The organism is Aeromonas sp. s6 (assembly GCF_040907815.1).
GTDB classification, from domain to species: Bacteria; Pseudomonadota; Gammaproteobacteria; order Enterobacterales; family Aeromonadaceae; genus Aeromonas; species Aeromonas caviae.
Genome location: NZ_JBFOCN010000121.1, coordinates 95,922 through 111,231 on the forward strand (window position 1 = coordinate 95,922; position 15,310 = coordinate 111,231).

Below are 15,310 nucleotides of genomic sequence, written 5' to 3' on the forward strand. Positions count from 1 at the left end.
GAAAAGAGAGGCCAATGGCCTCTCTTTTTTTATCTTGTGGGGTGCTTACTGCCCGCTCTGCAGCAATGCCATGCGAAGGCCGACCAGCTCCGCCTGATGGCAATCCAGTTGCAGTAGTTGGCAGCGGATCTCTGTTTTCAGGGCTCGCCGTTGCTGGCCCCGCCCCGTTTCGCCCCCAAGGCGTCTGAGCCATTGGCGTCTGTCCTGCAATTGCCCAAGCCGCTCCTGCCAGCTCACCAGCATAGACAACCAGGCCGGATCCCCTCCCCCCTGTGCTGTCAGCAGCTCCATCCCGTAGCGCGCCTGTTTCAGCACCAGACGCAGCCGGTGCCAGCACCGAAGTTTCGCCCTGATGCCCACAGGAAGGGAGGAGGTCTTAGCCAGTGCCTCCGACAGTGACAGCGCCAGATGCAGCTGAAACAGCGGCAAGAGATCGACACCGACGGGTACCTCTTCCAGTCGGGCCAGCCAACGGGCCAGCGGGCCGGTCAACAGGGGGACCCGTGGCAAGCGGTTCTGCCGAAGCGAGCCACCATGATGCTGCGCATAGACCTGGGCATCGCGCAGGGCGGAGAGCTTGCCGACAGCACGGGCCAATCGCCGCTCCAGCTCGGGCTCATGAATGAGGGGTCGCCACAGGGCGAGCAGCGCCAGCAGGCGGCGGGCCGCTATCCGGTAGGCATGCACCTCTTCCATCCCCTTGTGCTGGCGCAGTGCCAGGGTCGCCCCCCGATATTGCCCAACGAGCCGGTTGGCCTGAGCAATCCCGCTCTCCCCCATGAACCCTCCCGGCTAGTTGGTATGAAAACCGGTTCCGGTGGGTGGCAACGCCTGGGTGCACTCCATTCGGGTGACGGTGGCGGTTCGGGGACCGTGCTCAAGCCAGCCCAGCATCATCTGTACCTTCTGTTCGGGACCGGCAATCAGGATTTCCACCGAACCATCTTCCAGGTTGTAGGCATGCCCCCGCAGCCCCAGTTGCAGCGCCCGCTCCCGGGTGAAGTAGCGAAACCCCACCCCCTGAACCTGACCCCACACCCGCACGACAAACGATTGCTCTCCCATTTATCACACCTTTCCCTTAAGTAATTTTTCCCCGGGGCGATAATGAGCGCGACACTCTCTTCCCCTTGCAGGACGCAATACCATTATGAAAGAAGTAAAGTTTCGGTGGGTTGACCGTTATCTCATTCACCTCACGATCAGCGAGAAATTTCTCATCACCTTCTGGTGCCCCCTGGTGTTCATCGCCTTCCTCACCTGGTACCTGCTGGCCGACGGCCATGATCAGGCGATGCAGCTCAGAGTGGATCAGCTAAAAGGGCGGGTCGAGACCACGGCCCAGCTGGTGAGCCAGCAGCCGACCCTTACCCTGCCCGCGGATCTCGTACTCACGCCTGGCGCGGCCACCGGCCTTAGCCAGCAGGGGAACATCTATCGCTATGGCGCCAGCGCAGGTCAGGCGGGCGTCGTCTCCGGCACCCTGGATACGAGTCACTACGCCCTCTGGGATGGTCAGGGCACCACGCTCACCATCATCGCGGTGCTGGCCGCCCTGCTGGCCCTCATCACCCACTATCTGATGACCTTTGTCTCGGGGGCCCTCTACTCCACCAACAAGGCATTGCAGACGGTAGCGAACGGCGATCTCACCTTCCGGCTCAACTTCTTCCCGGTGCGGGACGAGTTCTCCATTCTGGCGGGCAGCATCGACACCTTCACCGACCGCCAGCACAAGATAGTGCAACTGGTGGAAGAGTCCGCCGATGCCCTTACCCTGGCCGCAGATGAGTTTCGCGAGCATGCCAGCGACGGCGAGCAGCTTGCCCGTGCCCAGCGCCAGCACATGGACTCCCTGGCCGCCGCCATGGAGCAGATGTCCGCCGCCATTCGCGAGGTAGCCCGCAACGCCAACGACACCCTGCTGCAAACCCGCCAGTCCAGCGACGAGGCGACTCACGGGGCACAGCGGGTGGCACGTACCATTACCGCCATCCGCACCCTGGCAGACGAGATTGGCAATGCCTCGGGCGCGGTCGAGCGGCTGACTCACAACGCCAATCGCATCAACGAAGTGGTCAACGTCATCAACGCCATCTCCCAGCAAACCAACCTGCTGGCCCTCAACGCCGCCATCGAGGCCGCCCGGGCTGGTGAACAGGGACGCGGCTTTGCGGTGGTGGCCGACGAGGTGCGCACCCTCGCCAGCCGCACCCAGCAGGCGACCGTGGAGATCCAGCAGATGATCGAGGAGCTCCAGGCCGGTACCGGGGCGCTGAACGACATCATGGAGAAGACGGTAGGGCGCGCCGCCGACAGCCAGCAGCTCATCACCGAAGTGGGCATGGACATCGAGCGGCTCAGCAACCACAGCGATGCGGTGCTGGAGATGAGCACCCAGATCGCCACCTCCAGCGAAGAGCAGAGTTCGGTGGCAGAGGAGATCACCCGCAACCTCGACAAGGTGCGCCACGAGTCAAGCCGGGTGGAGGAGTCCGCCAGCGCGGCGGTCGCCGGCACCACCGGCCTCAAGGGAACCGCCAGCGAACTCGGTCAGGCGCTGACCGGCCTGCGGATCTGACCCCTCCGGCAGGCCATCGTCCAGATGGCCTGCCGCGTCTGGGCCAGGCGCTGGGGACACGCGAAACAGCCCATCCGACCCTGACCGCGTGAGGATGCATGGATCCCGGTAGACGCGGCTTGCGTGCCTACCCTCACAGCCCCTACTATATGCCCCCTTCTTTTCTACCATCGGCAACTACCCATGAGCGCTTCCATCTATCTCGTCAAAGGCCGCGAAAAATCCCTGCTGCGTCGCCACCCCTGGATCTTCTCCAAGGGCATTGAGCGGGTGCAGGGCAACCCCGTTGACGGCGATACCGTCGAGATCTTCACCCATGACGGCAAATGGCTCGCCCGTGGCGCCTGGTCCGGCAGCTCCCAGATCCGTGCCCGGGTCTGGACCTTCGACAAGGATGAGAACGTCGATCTCGACTTCTTCATCCGTCGCCTCAAATATGCGCAGGAGTCCCGTGACGGGCTCATCAAGCGCCAGGGCCTCACCGGCTATCGCCTCTGCGCCGCCGAATCCGACGGTCTGCCGGGCCTGACCATCGACCGCTACGCCGACTTCCTGGTGTGCCAAATTCTCTCTGCCGGTGCCGAGTTCCAGCGCGAGCTGATCACGCAAGCCCTGCGTACCCTCTACCCCGAGTGCAGCATCTATGAGCGCTCCGACGTGGCCGTGCGCAAGAAGGAAGGGCTGAAGGAGCGCACCGGCGTCATCCATGGCGAGACCCCGACCGACCCCGTGGTCATCGAGGAGAACGGCGGCGTCAAGATCCTGGTCGATATTCGTAACGGTCACAAGACGGGTTTCTATCTGGATCAGCGGGATAACCGCCTTGCCGCAGCGAAATACACTGAAGGAAAGCGGGTGCTCAACTGCTTCTGCTACACCGGCGGTTTCGGGGTCTATGCCCTCCAGGGCGGTGCCAAGGAGGTAGTCAACGTCGATCTCTCCCAGAATGCGCTGGACATCGCCCGCCAGAACGCCGAACTGAACGGTCTCGATACCAGCAACACCCAGTTCGTGCGTCACGACGTCTTCAAGCTCTTGCGCGAATATCGCGAAAAGGGCGAGAAGTTCGATGTCATCGTGCTGGACCCGCCCAAGTTTGCCGAGAGCAAGGCCCAGCTGCTGGGCGCCTGCCGCGGCTACAAGGACATCAACATGCTGGCGTTCCAGCTGCTGGCGCCGGGTGGCGTGCTCTTGACCTACTCCTGCTCCGGCCTGATGGAGCAGAGCCTGTTCCAGAAGATCGTCGCCGATGCAGCCCTCGATGCCGGTCGCGACGCCCAGATCCTGGAGCTCCTCTCCCAGGCATCCGATCACCCCATCGGCACCGCCTATCCGGAAGGCTTCTACCTCAAGGGGCTGGTAGTGCGCGCCCGCTAAGCCGAGCAGACCAGCGCTGACCTCCCTTGCCCCCGGTTCCAGTTCCGGGTCCGGCAAGCCATCAAGAAGCCCGCGATCGTAGCGGGCTTTTTTTATGCGGCCGCCAAAGAGACAACCTCCCCCCCGACTTTGCCACCAACAGCGATTGCTGCCCCCATCCCTCCTCTTCGACTGACGACAGCCATCCTCAATCAAAGGTTGCCGTATCGTTAACCCGATTCTCATCTCTCTTTCACTACACAACCCACCAGCAGAGACATGCCCGGCATTTGCTTTATGCAAAAGCATGAAATATTACGCATCAACATTCAAAAATCCTCGGGGAAATATCAGCCATAAACGCATATCCACTCATTTTAACGAATATTGCTATTTTCCCCTGCAATGGATCACGCCATGCCCCTGTCCGCCTCGCACATTGCCTGGGGCGACAATACTCGCCCACCACAAGTCATCCCGCTCAATCACGCGCTGGCGCGCCCAGCGGGAAGTAGTGTCGAAATGGCCTCGCTTCCTCCACCACCCGCACGATGGAGGGATGATTGAGCAGACGGGCGCGATAGGCACACAGACGGCCATAGCCAGCCGGGATCTCGTGGGCCCAGTCGGCGTAGAAGAGCGAAGGGGCGGCGGCGCAATCGGCTAGCGTGAAGTCTGCGCCGGCAATCCAGTGGCGTCCTTCCAGTCGCTGATCAAGCCAGGGGTAGATCTGATTGAGCAGCTCGCGGGCCTCCGCTACGCCATAGCTGTCACGATCCGCGACCGGGCGCAGCGCATCCAGCACCACTTTTTGCATCGGCGTCATCACATAGTTGTCGAAGACGCGATCCAGCATATGCACCTCCAGACCCGCATCGCCGGGCGGGATCAGGCTGACGGGGCCCGGATGGTGCGCCTGCAGATGGGCGACGATGGTGCTGCTCTCGAGGATGCAGCGACCATCATCCAGCAACACCGGGAAGCGCTTGAGTGGCCAAAGGGCGGCAAGTTCGGCGCTGGCCGCTGGCTCTTCGAGGTTCCGGTATTCGAACAGGGTGGCATTCTCGTAGAGAGCGATCAGCACTTTCTGGCTGTAGGACGAGAAGGGGTGGGCATAGAGTTTCATGAGGATGTTCCTGACGCTCAGAGGGATGACTTCCCTAGTCTAGATCCCCTCTCTATTTTCGATGCGTCCCTATCCCATGCTGGTTTTGGGATGATAAACGCCCATTCATGACGGCAACCACACTCGTATGACTCTCTTTTAGGTAGGGTGATCCCGCCTGTGGCCGCCAAGCCGGGGCAGCCGACTCATCAGGGTTGATGAGCGGCACCACAACAAAAATCGATGTCAGGCCAAGCTGAACATCATCAAGGATCCCGTCATGAATCAATCATTGCCGCTGTTGACGCCGCTGCGGGGCATTGCTGCCCTGATGGTGGTGCTGTTCCATGCCCGCTTGCTGCTCTTTCCCCAGTGGATGGAGTCGATCGCCGGCCACACCCAACTCATCGAGAACGGCTACCTCTGGGTCGATCTGTTCTTTATTTTGAGCGGGCTGGTGCTGGCCCACGTCTACGGGGAGGCCTTCGCCCGCACGCCCCCCGCACCATAAGTTATGGCCGCTTCCTCTGGCTGCGGCTGACCCGGGTTTATCCCCTCTACCTGGTGACCCTGCTGCTGCTGGTGGGCTGGGAGCTCTACAAGGCCCACCATGGGATTGGCTTCTACGCCGGCCCCCTGTTCAAGATGTGGGAGTGGGAAGGAATGCCTCCGTTCGGCTCACCCTTTACCCCGACCGAGGCGCTGCCAAGCAGCCTGTTGCTGCTGCAGGTGGTGACCGATCACGGATTGACCTGGAACTTCGCCGCCTGGTCGCTCAGCGTGGAGTGGATTAGCTATCTGCTGTTTCCGCGGCTCATTCCCCTCGCCGTCACCCGCAGCCGCTGGAGCAACCTCGCCCCCTTGCTGGCCCTGACGGTGCTGGCCTTTATCGTGCACAGTCGCGGTACCCTGGATGTCACCAGCGGGGCGCTGGCCATCGGGCGCGGGGTGAGTGAATTCGTGCTCGGCCTCTGGCTGCTGCCGAAGGTGAAGGCTGCCCGCCAGTGGCCCATGATGCAGCGGGATCTGCCGCTGCTGCTCGCCTTTTTGCTCCCCTTCGCGCTGATGCAGTTCACCATGACGCCGCAGCTGACCCTGCTATTGATCAGCGCCTACGTGTTGCTGATCTGGATTGCCGCCTGCCAGGGCGATCGCCAGAGCCCGCTGCTGCGCCTCCTGGATAACCGCTTCACCAACTGGCTGGGGGATCTCTCCTACTCCATCTACCTGCTGCACGCGCTGGTGCTGCTCACCGGCTGCGAGCTTGTCCACTATCTGGCGCCGGGGCTCACCGCGTGGTGGTACGCCCAGACCAACCCCTTGCTGGGCGTGCTGGCCACCCTGTTGATGCTCGCCGTACTGATCGGGCTCTCGGCGCTGAGCTACACCCTGCTGGAGCGGCCGCTGCAACGGCGCCTGCGCCGGCTAGGCAAGGCTCCCCAACCAGTGATGGAGCAAGCTGGCTAGCTTCCGTCACCACATGCTGCCCCGATGCAAGACAGGCACGCCGTCGGGGCGGCTCAAAGTGGGACTAGCCTGAGCAAGGCGAAGAGTACGGCTCTTTTTGAACCCGACAATCCCCTGAGCTTTGTGTGAATTCCAGTTCGAATCAAGAGGGCCGTCTGTGGCATAATGGCCCGTCCTGTGGTCCTCGGCGGGGCTTCGCCGGCGCATTCTTGCCCTCCTCCCGTCCTGCCAGGCAGCCTGACATCACTGTGTTCACAGGCCGCCAGGGCCACCCTATTTTTGCGCGCACATTTGACGGTGCCACAGCAGTTATTGGCACACGCAAGTCTGCCCACACAAGGGGAAAGCATGTCTTCCATTCGTCTGACCCAATACAGCCACGGCGCTGGCTGCGGTTGCAAAATCTCCCCCAAGGTGCTCGACACCATCTTGAAGAGCCAGATCCCGGGCTTTGACGACCCCACCCTGGTGGTCGGCAACAGCAGCAAAGATGACGCCGCCGTGGTCGACATCGGCAACGGCCAGGGCATCGTCTCCACCACCGACTTCTTCATGCCCATCGTCGACGATCCCTTCACCTTCGGTCGCATCGCCGCCACCAATGCCATCAGCGACATCTATGCCATGGGCGGCAAGCCCATCGTCGCCATCGCCATCCTCGGCTGGCCCATCAACACGCTGGCGCCGGAAGTGGCCCAGCAGGTGATCGACGGCGGCCGCCAGGTGTGCCACGAGGCGGGTATCTCGCTCGCCGGTGGCCACAGCATCGATGCCCCCGAGCCCATCTTCGGCCTCGCGGTGACCGGTATCGTGCCGCTCAACGCCATCAAGCAGAACGACACTGCCAAGGTGGGTGACACCCTCTATCTGACCAAACCCCTCGGTATCGGCATCCTCACCACGGCCCAGAAGAAGGGCAAGCTCAAGCCCGAGCATGAGCAACTGGCCCCGGATACCATGTGCACCCTCAACAAGATTGGCCAGCGCTTCGCCGCCCTCCCCGGCGTACACGCCATGACCGACGTGACCGGTTTTGGACTGGCAGGCCACCTGCTGGAGATGTGCGAAGGTTCCGGCGTCAGTGCCCGTCTGGACTTCAAGGCGCTGCCGCTGCTGGACGAGGTGGATTACTACCTGAGTGAGGGCTGCGTACCGGGCGGTACCCTGCGCAACTTCGACTCCTATGGTGACAAGCTGGGCGCCATGGATGATCGCACCCGCAACATCCTGTGCGACCCGCAGACCAGCGGCGGCCTGCTGGTAGCCGTCGGTAAAGAAAGTGAAGCCGAGCTCCTTGCCATTGCCGCACAGGCAGGGCTGACCCTCTCTCCCATCGGCCAGTTGCAGGCCCGCACCGGCAACCAGCTCATCGAGGTTGTCCAATGAGTGCCCTGCCACTGGCCACGGATTACGCCCGGATCTTTCTGGATGAGGTTCCACTCATCGATCTGCGTGCCCCCGTCGAGTTCAAGGAAGGGGCCTTTCCCACCGCCGTCAGCCTGCCGCTGATGACGGACGAGGAACGTGCCCGGGTCGGTACCTGTTACAAGCAGGAGGGACAGGCCGCAGCCATCACCCTGGGCCATCAACTGGTAGGTGGCGCGGTGCGCGCCGCGCGCATGGAAGGCTGGCTGGCCAGGTTGCGCCAGCAACCCGACGCCCTGCTCTACTGTTTTCGCGGCGGCCTGCGCTCGCAAACCGTACAACAGTGGCTGGCCGAGGCCGGCGTCACCCGCCCCCGGGTCGCGGGCGGCTACAAGGCGCTGCGCCACTTTCTCATCGACACCCAGGCGAAGGCCAGTGCAGAGTGCGACTGGACCGTGCTGACCGGCATGACCGGCTCCGGCAAGACCCACATGCTGGCGCACATCACCCAGGCGGTGGATCTGGAAGGGCACGCCCGTCACAGGGGGTCGTCGTTTGGCCAGCTGCCGGGTGGGCAACCCGGCAACATCGACTTCGAAAACCGGCTTGCCATCGAGCTGCTTCAGCGTCGCAACCGGGGGGAATCACAGTTTGTGCTGGAAGACGAGAGCCGTCTCATCGGTCGCTGCGCCCTGCCACTCAACCTTTATGAGGCCATGTGCCGGGCTCCTCTGGTGGTGGTGGAGGTGCCGCAGGAGGCACGGGCCGAGCAGATCCGCACCGATTACGTGCAGGATCTCTGGCTGCGCTATCTGGAGTTCCATGGGCCAGATGCAGGCTGGCCGCTGTTTGCCGGCTACCTCACCGACGCCATGGCCAGGCTCAAGCGCCGACTCGGGGACAAGGATTATCGCGAGCTCGATGGGCTGTTGCAGGCCGCCCTCAGGGAGCAGGCCCAGAGCGGGGACACCCGCGCCCATCTGGTCTGGATCAGGCTGCTGCTGACTCGCTACTATGACCCCATGTACCGCTATCAGCTGGACAACAAGCGCGAGCGGATCCTGTTTCGTGGTGACAAGGAGGCCTGCCTCGCCTTCTTCGCCAAACGCTCCCCCCTTCAGACCCCTCAGGAGAGTCCCACATGTTGAAGTTCGAGGTGATCCCGGTCACCCAGTTCGCCCAGAATTGTTCTCTTATCTGGTGTGACGAGACCCGCCAGGCTGCCCTCGTCGATCCCGGCGGCGAGGCGGACAAGCTGCTGGCCGCTATTGCCAAACGGGGGCTGACCCTCACCCATATCCTGCTGACTCACGGCCATCTGGATCACGTGGGCGCCGCCGCCGAGCTGCGCGAGAGAACCGGTGTCGCCATTACCGGCCCCCACAAGGAGGATGCCTTCTGGCTCGATATCCTGCCCCAGCAGAGCCAGATGTTCGGCTTTGCCCATACTCCGGCCTTTACACCGGATAGCTGGCTCGAACAGGGTGACAAGGTACAGGTTGGCAAATGCGAGCTGGAGGTCTATTTCTGCCCGGGCCACACTCCGGGCCACATCGTGCTGCTCTGCCAGGCAGAACGCCTCGCCTGGGTGGGGGATGTGCTCTTTGCGGGCAGCATAGGCCGCACCGATTTCCCGCGCGGGGATCACGGGACGCTGATCAAGTCGATCACCGAGACCCTGCTGCCGCTCGGGGATGAGATCGTCTTTATTCCGGGCCATGGCCCGAGCTCCACCTTTGGTCACGAACGGGCCAGCAATCCCTATCTGACACAGCCCATCTGGTAATCCCCCCGCTCCTCGCGGGCATCCCATTGCGCCTTGAGGCGCAAGATCTCCGGCATGATCTCGAGAAAACGGGAGAGCAGCCGGGGATCGAAGTGCTGGCCTGCACCATCGCGCATGGTAGCCAGCACCCGGTCCAGGGGCCAGGGCTCTTTGTAGGGGCGACGCACGCTCAGGGCGTCAAAGACGTCAGCGATGGCCACTATCCGCGACGCCTCGGGGATCCCCTCACCGGTCTCGCCGGCGGGATAGCCGGAGCCGTCCCATTTCTCGTGGTGGTGCAGGGCAATCTCCGCCGCCATGCGAAAAATGGGGGCATCGGATCGCCTCAAGATCTCGTAACCGATGCGCGGGTGACTTCGCATGATGACCCACTCCTCCTCGGTGAGGGGGCCGGGCTTCTTGAGGATGTGATCGGGGATACCAATCTTGCCCATGTCGTGCATGGGGGCCGCCAGCTCCAGCAGATCCGACTGCTCCGGGCTCCAGCCCGCCGCATCAGCCAGGGCCCGGGCGTAAGCGGCCATGCGCCAGATATGCACCCCGGTGTCGGTGTCGTTGTAGTGGCCCGCCTCGCTCAGCATGACGATGGCGGTGCGATAGCTGCACTCGAGCTGATCGAGGCGCACCAGGGAGAGATGATTGCGCACCCGGGCACGCACCGTGCTCGGACAGACCGGCTTGTAGATATAATCCACTCCGCCCGCCTCGAACCCCTGGCTCTCGCTGTCTGCGTTGTCGCTCGCGGTGATAAAGAGCACCGGGATCCCGGCATGAGCCGGATCGGCCTTGAGCCGGCGGCACACCCCGTAACCATCCATGTCGGGCATGCGCACGTCCAGCAGGATAAGTGCCGGCTCGTGACGCCCCACGGCGGCCAACCCCTCCTCTCCCCCTTTGGCAAAGAAGAGGTTGTACTCTTCCTTGAGGATTTGCCGCAGCAACCCGAGGTTGCTCGGCTCGTCGTCGATGATCAGCACGCGCGGTCGACTCATGGCGCAGGTTCCTCCCGATCCTCCAGATAATCCTCCAGCTTGCGGGTGGCGAACGGGATGTCGAACAGCTCCAGGGCTGCGCTTATCTCGCTCACCAGCTCGCAAGGCAAGTGACTCCTTGCCTGGCTCAGCGCAGGCTCAATCAGATCCAGATCCTCGCTCACCAGGGCCTGATGCAGGGCGTGCAGGCAGACCTCCCGCGCCTCCTCCTGGGCCAGCGGGGAGCTGACCGCGCCCGGCTCGCGCCCGGCATAGGTATCAATGGAGTGTTGTGCCCGCTCCAGGGCCTCAAGGAAGGGCGCGATAAGCTGGCTGGTGTCGCTCCCCTGCTCGATGGCCTCGTTCAACTCGGCACTGATACGCGCCACATCGGTGAGCGACAGACTGCCCGCCACCCCCTTGAGCTTATGGGTCAGGCTCGCGGCAGCATCGGTCTCGTGCTGGGCGATGTAACCCGGCAACACGGTACCGACCGTCATGTAGTCATCGCGAAAACGGCGCAGGTATTTGAGGTAGACAGAGGCTTCACCCCAGTTGCGCAGTCCGGTATCGATATCGATGCCGGCCACCGGCTCGTGGGGGAGTAGTTCGTCGCTCACAGTGAGCGGCAGGACGCAGTCCGGCAGATAACGTAGCAAGGTCGCGATGAGCTGCTCCACATCGAGCGGCTTGGCGATGAAGTCGTTCATGCCAGAGGCCAATGCCGCCTCCCGCTGATCCTTGAATACCCCTGCGGTGAGAGCCAGCACGGGAGTCTCCTCCCGCCCCGGCAGCAGGCGCAGGCGACGGGTCGCCTCGTAGCCATCCATCACCGGCATCTGCACATCCATGAGCACCAGATCGATGCGCCGGGCCGGATCTGCCAGGCAGGCCAGGGCTCGCTCCCCGTCGATGGCGGTGATCACCTCGGCCCCCTCCCGTTGCAGCAAGCGGGTCGCCACCTCAAGGTTGATGTCGCTGTCATCCACCAGCAGTATGTGCACGCCCGGCAGGCGCAGACGGCGCTGGCCACTCTCAAGGGGCTCCACATGCTCGCGCTTCTCGTGGATGAGACGCGCCACCGCATTGTAAAGACTGGAGCCGGTGACCGGTTTGTGCAGTACCAGATCCACCTGATCCGAGCCGGGGCGGTGCATCAGTTCATCCTGGGAATAGGCGGTCGCCATGATGATGATGGGTGAACGCTCCTGCTGCTCGAAGGCGCGGCGAATGGCTAGGCAGGTCTCGAGCCCGTCCATGCCCGGCATGATCCAGTCGAGCAGGATCACGTCGGAACGCTCCCCCTGGCGCAGCAGATGGTGCAGCGCCTGCTCACCGGACTCCACCACCCGCGACTGCCATCCGAGGGAACCCACCGTCATCGACAGGGCGTCGCGGGTCACCTGATTGTCGTCGGCGATGAGCAGCGAGATGTGCTGCAGACGCTCGTTCAAGGCCTCGGGCCGCTCCACCTGCTCCAGCCGGACGCGGAACCAGAACTCGCTTCCCTTGCCAAGCTCGCTGGTGACGCCGATGTCCCCCCCATCAGGTTCACCAGACGGCGACTGATGGTCAGACCAAGCCCGGTGCCCCCGAAGCGGCGGCTGGTGGAGGAGTCTGCCTGGGAGAAGGCATTGAAAATGTTGGCCTGCTGCTCGGGGGGAATGCCGATCCCGGTGTCGCGCACCCGAAACAGCAAAGTGGCCATGCCGTCTTGCTCTGCTTCCAGCACGACCTTGACCTCCACCTCGCCGCGTTCGGTAAACTTGATGGCATTGCCGGTCAGGTTGAGCAGCACCTGCTCGAGGCGCAGGGCGTCCCCAATCAGATGGGAAACCGGCTCGGGGGCACTGCTCACCACCAGTTCGAGGTGCTTCTGGCCAACGCAAGTGGACATGATGGCAGCCACGTGATCGAGCACCTCTTCGAGACTGAATGGCACCAGCTCAAGCTCGAGCCGACCCGACTCAATCTTGGAGAAATCAAGGATGTCGTTGATGATCCCGAGCAGCGCCTGCCCGGCCTGGTGGATTTTGCGCACTAGGGCATGCTGACCATCGTCGAGCCCTCCCTGTTCGAGCAGGTAGGTCAGCCCCATGATGGCGTTCATGGGGGTGCGGATCTCGTGGCTCATGTTGGCGATGAAATCACCTTTGACCTGTGCCAACCTGGCCGCTTCCTGCTGGGCCAGTTGCTCCTTGTGCCTGCTGCGCACCAGTGCAGCCACACCGGCACCAAACAACAGCAGCAGCAGCACGGCGCTGGCGGCCAATATGATCCCCCAGATATGAGTGCGAATAGCCTGCAGCTCGCTGTGCGGCACCAGGGACGCGGCTTTCCAGATCAGCTGATCATGATTCTGTGCCGGGTACAGGGTGGTCCAGCTCCAGAGCCCGTCGGCAGACTCCATCTGGCCGTTTGATGCGTCCCAGAACGCCTGCCAGGCCTGGGGGGAAGTGTACTTCAGGGTGAGATCCGGGCGCTCGAGCATGAAGCCCCACTCCCGGGATGGGTCCGGGCTGCGCAGCCAGTATCCGTCCTGGTTGAACAGCATGGTGTGATCGGCTGCCTTGCCACTGCTGTCGGCAAACTCCTTGAGCATACGGGCAGCATGGACGTTGATAAGCAGCAAACCAAGATCACGCCCCCCAAGGCGCAGACGCTTGGCAATGCGGATCATGGGGTTGAAGGGGCGATCGATCACCCCGTGTTCAACGTTGAGATCGAGCGGCGAGACGTAGACCCGCTCCCAGGGCAGCGCCATGGCATCACGAAAGTAGTAACGATCCCCCTTGTTCTGCAACTGGTCGTCCGCCACCCGCCACAGACGCTGACCCTGACGATCGATGCGCACTAGCTCCATGCCATCCGGGGCAAGCCACCGCACCTGGGCATAGTCGGGATTGCGGTTCAGCAGGATGGTGAACTGGACGGCCAGGGTCTCACGGTCATTGCGACCCGCCGCTTCGAGCAGGATGGGTTCTTCCGACATGCTGCGCACATGGCGCAGTGGCACCGCCAGCTCGCCGTCAAGGCGGCCGCTGGCAAGCGCCAGGAAGGTGTTCTCATCGCTGCGAACGCGATAGAGCTCGCGTTCGATCAGTGCATTGCCCAGCAAATAGCCACCCGCCAGGACCAGCAGCAGAATAGGTGAAAACAGCAGGATATATGTCCGTACGATTCCCTTCATAACGGTCAACATCGCCCCGAAAAATGGACTTGTCCGAGTACTTCTTGAACATCAGAGCACCACAACACGTGTCCTGCTGTCAATCATGCCTACAAGTAAAGACCAATAGTGCTGTTTGAGTATTTTATTTTCCCGGAAAAAATGCTGTAAAAACAAAGAGGCCACCCGATTGGGTGGCCTCTTCACAGGAAAGTTCGTTGTCGATTAGACGCGAACGAAATCCAGGTGAACCAGCTTGTAGCGAACCGGGTGACGCTGGATAGCCTTCACGTTCACTTTGACTTCTTCACCGTTGATGACCAGGGTCAGCTCGGAGGAGTAGAACTCCGGCTTCTCTTGGGCCAGGATCAGTTTTTTGTGGTCCAGGGTAACGGACACGGCTTCTTTGCCTGCACCGTAAACGATGGCAGGAACCAGGTCAGCATGACGCAGGCGGCGGCTCGCACCTTTCCCCAGGTCAGAACGGACTTCAGCTTGGAATACGAAAGACATAGTGATTATCTCTTTTAAGATGAATGTATGGTGTTGACTGCGACCGGTCAGCACCTCGCAAAACGAGCGCGAATACTAGCACGGGCCCGGAGGGGATACAAGGAAAGAACCCGCGTCACTCCTCTTTGGCCAAGAGGCACTCCACCACGCCTCTCGCCATCCCCTAACGCCCCTGCTCCAGACGGGCAAACTGCTGCTGTCGCTGGGCCGGGCTCAGGGCATCGAATTGCGCCAGAGTCTGCGCTTTGGGGCAATAGAGGCGCAGCCCGGCCTGCACCTGGATCCCTTTGACCATCCTGTCACGATTTTCCTGTACCAGCGCCAGCAGATAGCTGTAAGTATCCGAACCGCCGGCCTCTTTTGACTGAAGCTGGCTTGCGATACGCCACAGGGTCTCTCCCGCCGCCACCTGATGACAAACCCGCGATGCCTCCCCTGCCGCCGTGGCGGAAAGAGTCAGGGTCGCCTGCTCAGGGGCAGAATCTGCGGTGGCCATGGGCTGTGCATCTCCCTGTCTTGCCAAGGCCTGGGTGGGGACCTGCCCCCCAAGCCGTGCGAGCAAGGGCTCCCCCAGGGGCATCCGCGCCTTCCTCTCCCGAGGCAGGGAGAACTCGGCGACAAAGGCGACAGCGCCCGGGACTTCGAACGAGGGGGCCGAGGAGGCGGCTTGCTGTACTGATTGGTGGGGCGCCATGCCATAGGCTATCTCATCGATGCGCTTTAGCCTGGCCAGGTACGCCTTGGAGAGCTGGGCCTCCCCTTCGAACAGATCGAAGGGGGGCACCAGCCGGGCAGGAAAGAGGATCTGCCAGCGACCGTTCTTCTTTCTCTGTTCAAGAGGGGGAAACTGATTGCCCCGCCAGGCCGCAAAAATGGGCGGCACGGGGCGCTGCACCGGATAGTACTCCGGGTTGAGCTGCACCCAGGTTTGTTCCGCAATGGGTTGATACCCGCTGATGTTGACCAGTGCCACCCCCAACCAGATCCCCAGCATATG

The 15,310-nt window shown here is 62.4% G+C and carries 11 protein-coding genes and 2 pseudogenes; 6 read left to right on the top strand and 7 right to left on the bottom strand.

The genetic code is table 11. The features are described from left to right. Positions 1 to 45: 45 nt before the first annotated feature. Together AB5Y50_RS18805 and AB5Y50_RS18810 are read right to left on the bottom strand one after the other, a co-directional pair. On the bottom strand, positions 46 to 780 hold the full coding sequence (locus AB5Y50_RS18805) for a CHAD domain-containing protein (RefSeq protein ID WP_201985476.1): 735 nt from the start codon (positions 778 to 780) through the stop codon (positions 46 to 48). Positions 781 to 792: 12 nt separating this feature from the next. Next, positions 793 to 1,065 (bottom strand): acylphosphatase, encoded by a 273-nt coding sequence (locus AB5Y50_RS18810; RefSeq protein ID WP_010674727.1) that lies wholly within the window; start codon positions 1,063 to 1,065, stop codon positions 793 to 795. A gap of 85 nt (positions 1,066 to 1,150) precedes the next feature. Between AB5Y50_RS18810 and AB5Y50_RS18815 the strand changes: the two genes are divergently transcribed. Next, positions 1,151 to 2,581, top strand: a complete 1,431-nt coding sequence (locus AB5Y50_RS18815) for a methyl-accepting chemotaxis protein (protein ID WP_201985474.1) — start codon at positions 1,151 to 1,153, stop codon at positions 2,579 to 2,581. Positions 2,582 to 2,764: 183 nt separating this feature from the next. Further along, on the top strand, positions 2,765 to 3,958 hold the full coding sequence (locus tag AB5Y50_RS18820; RefSeq protein WP_201985472.1) for a class I SAM-dependent methyltransferase: 1,194 nt from the start codon (positions 2,765 to 2,767) through the stop codon (positions 3,956 to 3,958). 460 nt (positions 3,959 to 4,418) lie between these two features. On the opposite strand, the gene AB5Y50_RS18825 is transcribed toward AB5Y50_RS18820, so the two are convergent. After that, positions 4,419 to 5,063: a glutathione S-transferase family protein gene (locus tag AB5Y50_RS18825; protein WP_201985470.1), complete on the bottom strand. Its 645-nt coding sequence runs from the start codon at positions 5,061 to 5,063 to the stop codon at positions 4,419 to 4,421. Between the two features lie 259 nt (positions 5,064 to 5,322). Here AB5Y50_RS18825 and AB5Y50_RS18830 point away from each other — a divergent pair. The 4 genes and pseudogenes from AB5Y50_RS18830 (at position 5,323) to AB5Y50_RS18845 (ending at position 9,660) form a co-directional block, all read left to right on the top strand. Further along, a pseudogene (locus AB5Y50_RS18830) lies at positions 5,323 to 6,509 on the top strand (acyltransferase family protein). A 348-nt stretch (positions 6,510 to 6,857) separates the two neighbouring features. Beyond that, positions 6,858 to 7,895: a selenide, water dikinase SelD gene (gene selD, locus AB5Y50_RS18835; protein WP_143237522.1), complete on the top strand. Its 1,038-nt coding sequence runs from the start codon at positions 6,858 to 6,860 to the stop codon at positions 7,893 to 7,895. Further along, the gene (gene mnmH, locus AB5Y50_RS18840) at positions 7,892 to 9,022 is read left to right on the top strand and encodes a tRNA 2-selenouridine(34) synthase MnmH (RefSeq protein WP_041211414.1); all 1,131 of its coding nucleotides are present in this window, start codon (positions 7,892 to 7,894) and stop codon (positions 9,020 to 9,022) included. The genes selD and mnmH overlap by 4 nt, the downstream gene beginning before the upstream one ends. Continuing rightward, the gene (locus AB5Y50_RS18845; RefSeq protein ID WP_042017624.1) at positions 9,016 to 9,660 is read left to right on the top strand and encodes an MBL fold metallo-hydrolase; all 645 of its coding nucleotides are present in this window, start codon (positions 9,016 to 9,018) and stop codon (positions 9,658 to 9,660) included. Before mnmH ends, AB5Y50_RS18845 begins: the two co-directional genes overlap by 7 nt. Here AB5Y50_RS18845 and AB5Y50_RS18850 read toward each other — a convergent pair. The 4 genes and pseudogenes from AB5Y50_RS18850 to AB5Y50_RS18865 form a co-directional block, all read right to left on the bottom strand. Further along, positions 9,636 to 10,652, bottom strand: coding sequence for an HD domain-containing phosphohydrolase (locus AB5Y50_RS18850; protein WP_368163190.1), 1,017 nt, complete (start codon positions 10,650 to 10,652; stop codon positions 9,636 to 9,638). The genes AB5Y50_RS18845 and AB5Y50_RS18850 overlap by 25 nt on opposite strands. Then, positions 10,649 to 13,821, bottom strand: a pseudogene (locus AB5Y50_RS18855) (response regulator). The gene AB5Y50_RS18850 and the pseudogene AB5Y50_RS18855 overlap by 4 nt, the downstream one beginning before the upstream one ends. A 204-nt stretch (positions 13,822 to 14,025) precedes the next feature. Beyond that, positions 14,026 to 14,313, bottom strand: a complete 288-nt coding sequence (rplY, locus tag AB5Y50_RS18860) for a 50S ribosomal protein L25 (RefSeq protein WP_010674717.1) — start codon at positions 14,311 to 14,313, stop codon at positions 14,026 to 14,028. A gap of 163 nt (positions 14,314 to 14,476) precedes the next feature. Then, positions 14,477 to 15,307 (bottom strand): hypothetical protein, encoded by an 831-nt coding sequence (locus AB5Y50_RS18865; RefSeq protein ID WP_201985468.1) that lies wholly within the window; start codon positions 15,305 to 15,307, stop codon positions 14,477 to 14,479. Positions 15,308 to 15,310: the final 3 nt, after the last annotated feature.

Coding starts and splice junctions, on each gene's coding strand:
- AB5Y50_RS18825 (WP_201985470.1), bottom strand. CDS start 5,063: ATGAAACTCTATGCCCACCCCTTCTCGTCCTACAGCCAGAAAGTGCTG.
- rplY (WP_010674717.1), bottom strand. CDS start 14,313: ATGTCTTTCGTATTCCAAGCTGAAGTCCGTTCTGACCTGGGGAAAGGT.
- mnmH (WP_041211414.1), top strand. CDS start 7,892: ATGAGTGCCCTGCCACTGGCCACGGATTACGCCCGGATCTTTCTGGAT.
- AB5Y50_RS18845 (WP_042017624.1), top strand. CDS start 9,016: ATGTTGAAGTTCGAGGTGATCCCGGTCACCCAGTTCGCCCAGAATTGT.
- AB5Y50_RS18865 (WP_201985468.1), bottom strand. CDS start 15,307: ATGCTGGGGATCTGGTTGGGGGTGGCACTGGTCAACATCAGCGGGTAT.
- AB5Y50_RS18810 (WP_010674727.1), bottom strand. CDS start 1,065: ATGGGAGAGCAATCGTTTGTCGTGCGGGTGTGGGGTCAGGTTCAGGGG.
- AB5Y50_RS18850 (WP_368163190.1), bottom strand. CDS start 10,652: ATGAGTCGACCGCGCGTGCTGATCATCGACGACGAGCCGAGCAACCTC.
- AB5Y50_RS18820 (WP_201985472.1), top strand. CDS start 2,765: ATGAGCGCTTCCATCTATCTCGTCAAAGGCCGCGAAAAATCCCTGCTG.
- selD (WP_143237522.1), top strand. CDS start 6,858: ATGTCTTCCATTCGTCTGACCCAATACAGCCACGGCGCTGGCTGCGGT.
- AB5Y50_RS18805 (WP_201985476.1), bottom strand. CDS start 780: ATGGGGGAGAGCGGGATTGCTCAGGCCAACCGGCTCGTTGGGCAATAT.
- AB5Y50_RS18815 (WP_201985474.1), top strand. CDS start 1,151: ATGAAAGAAGTAAAGTTTCGGTGGGTTGACCGTTATCTCATTCACCTC.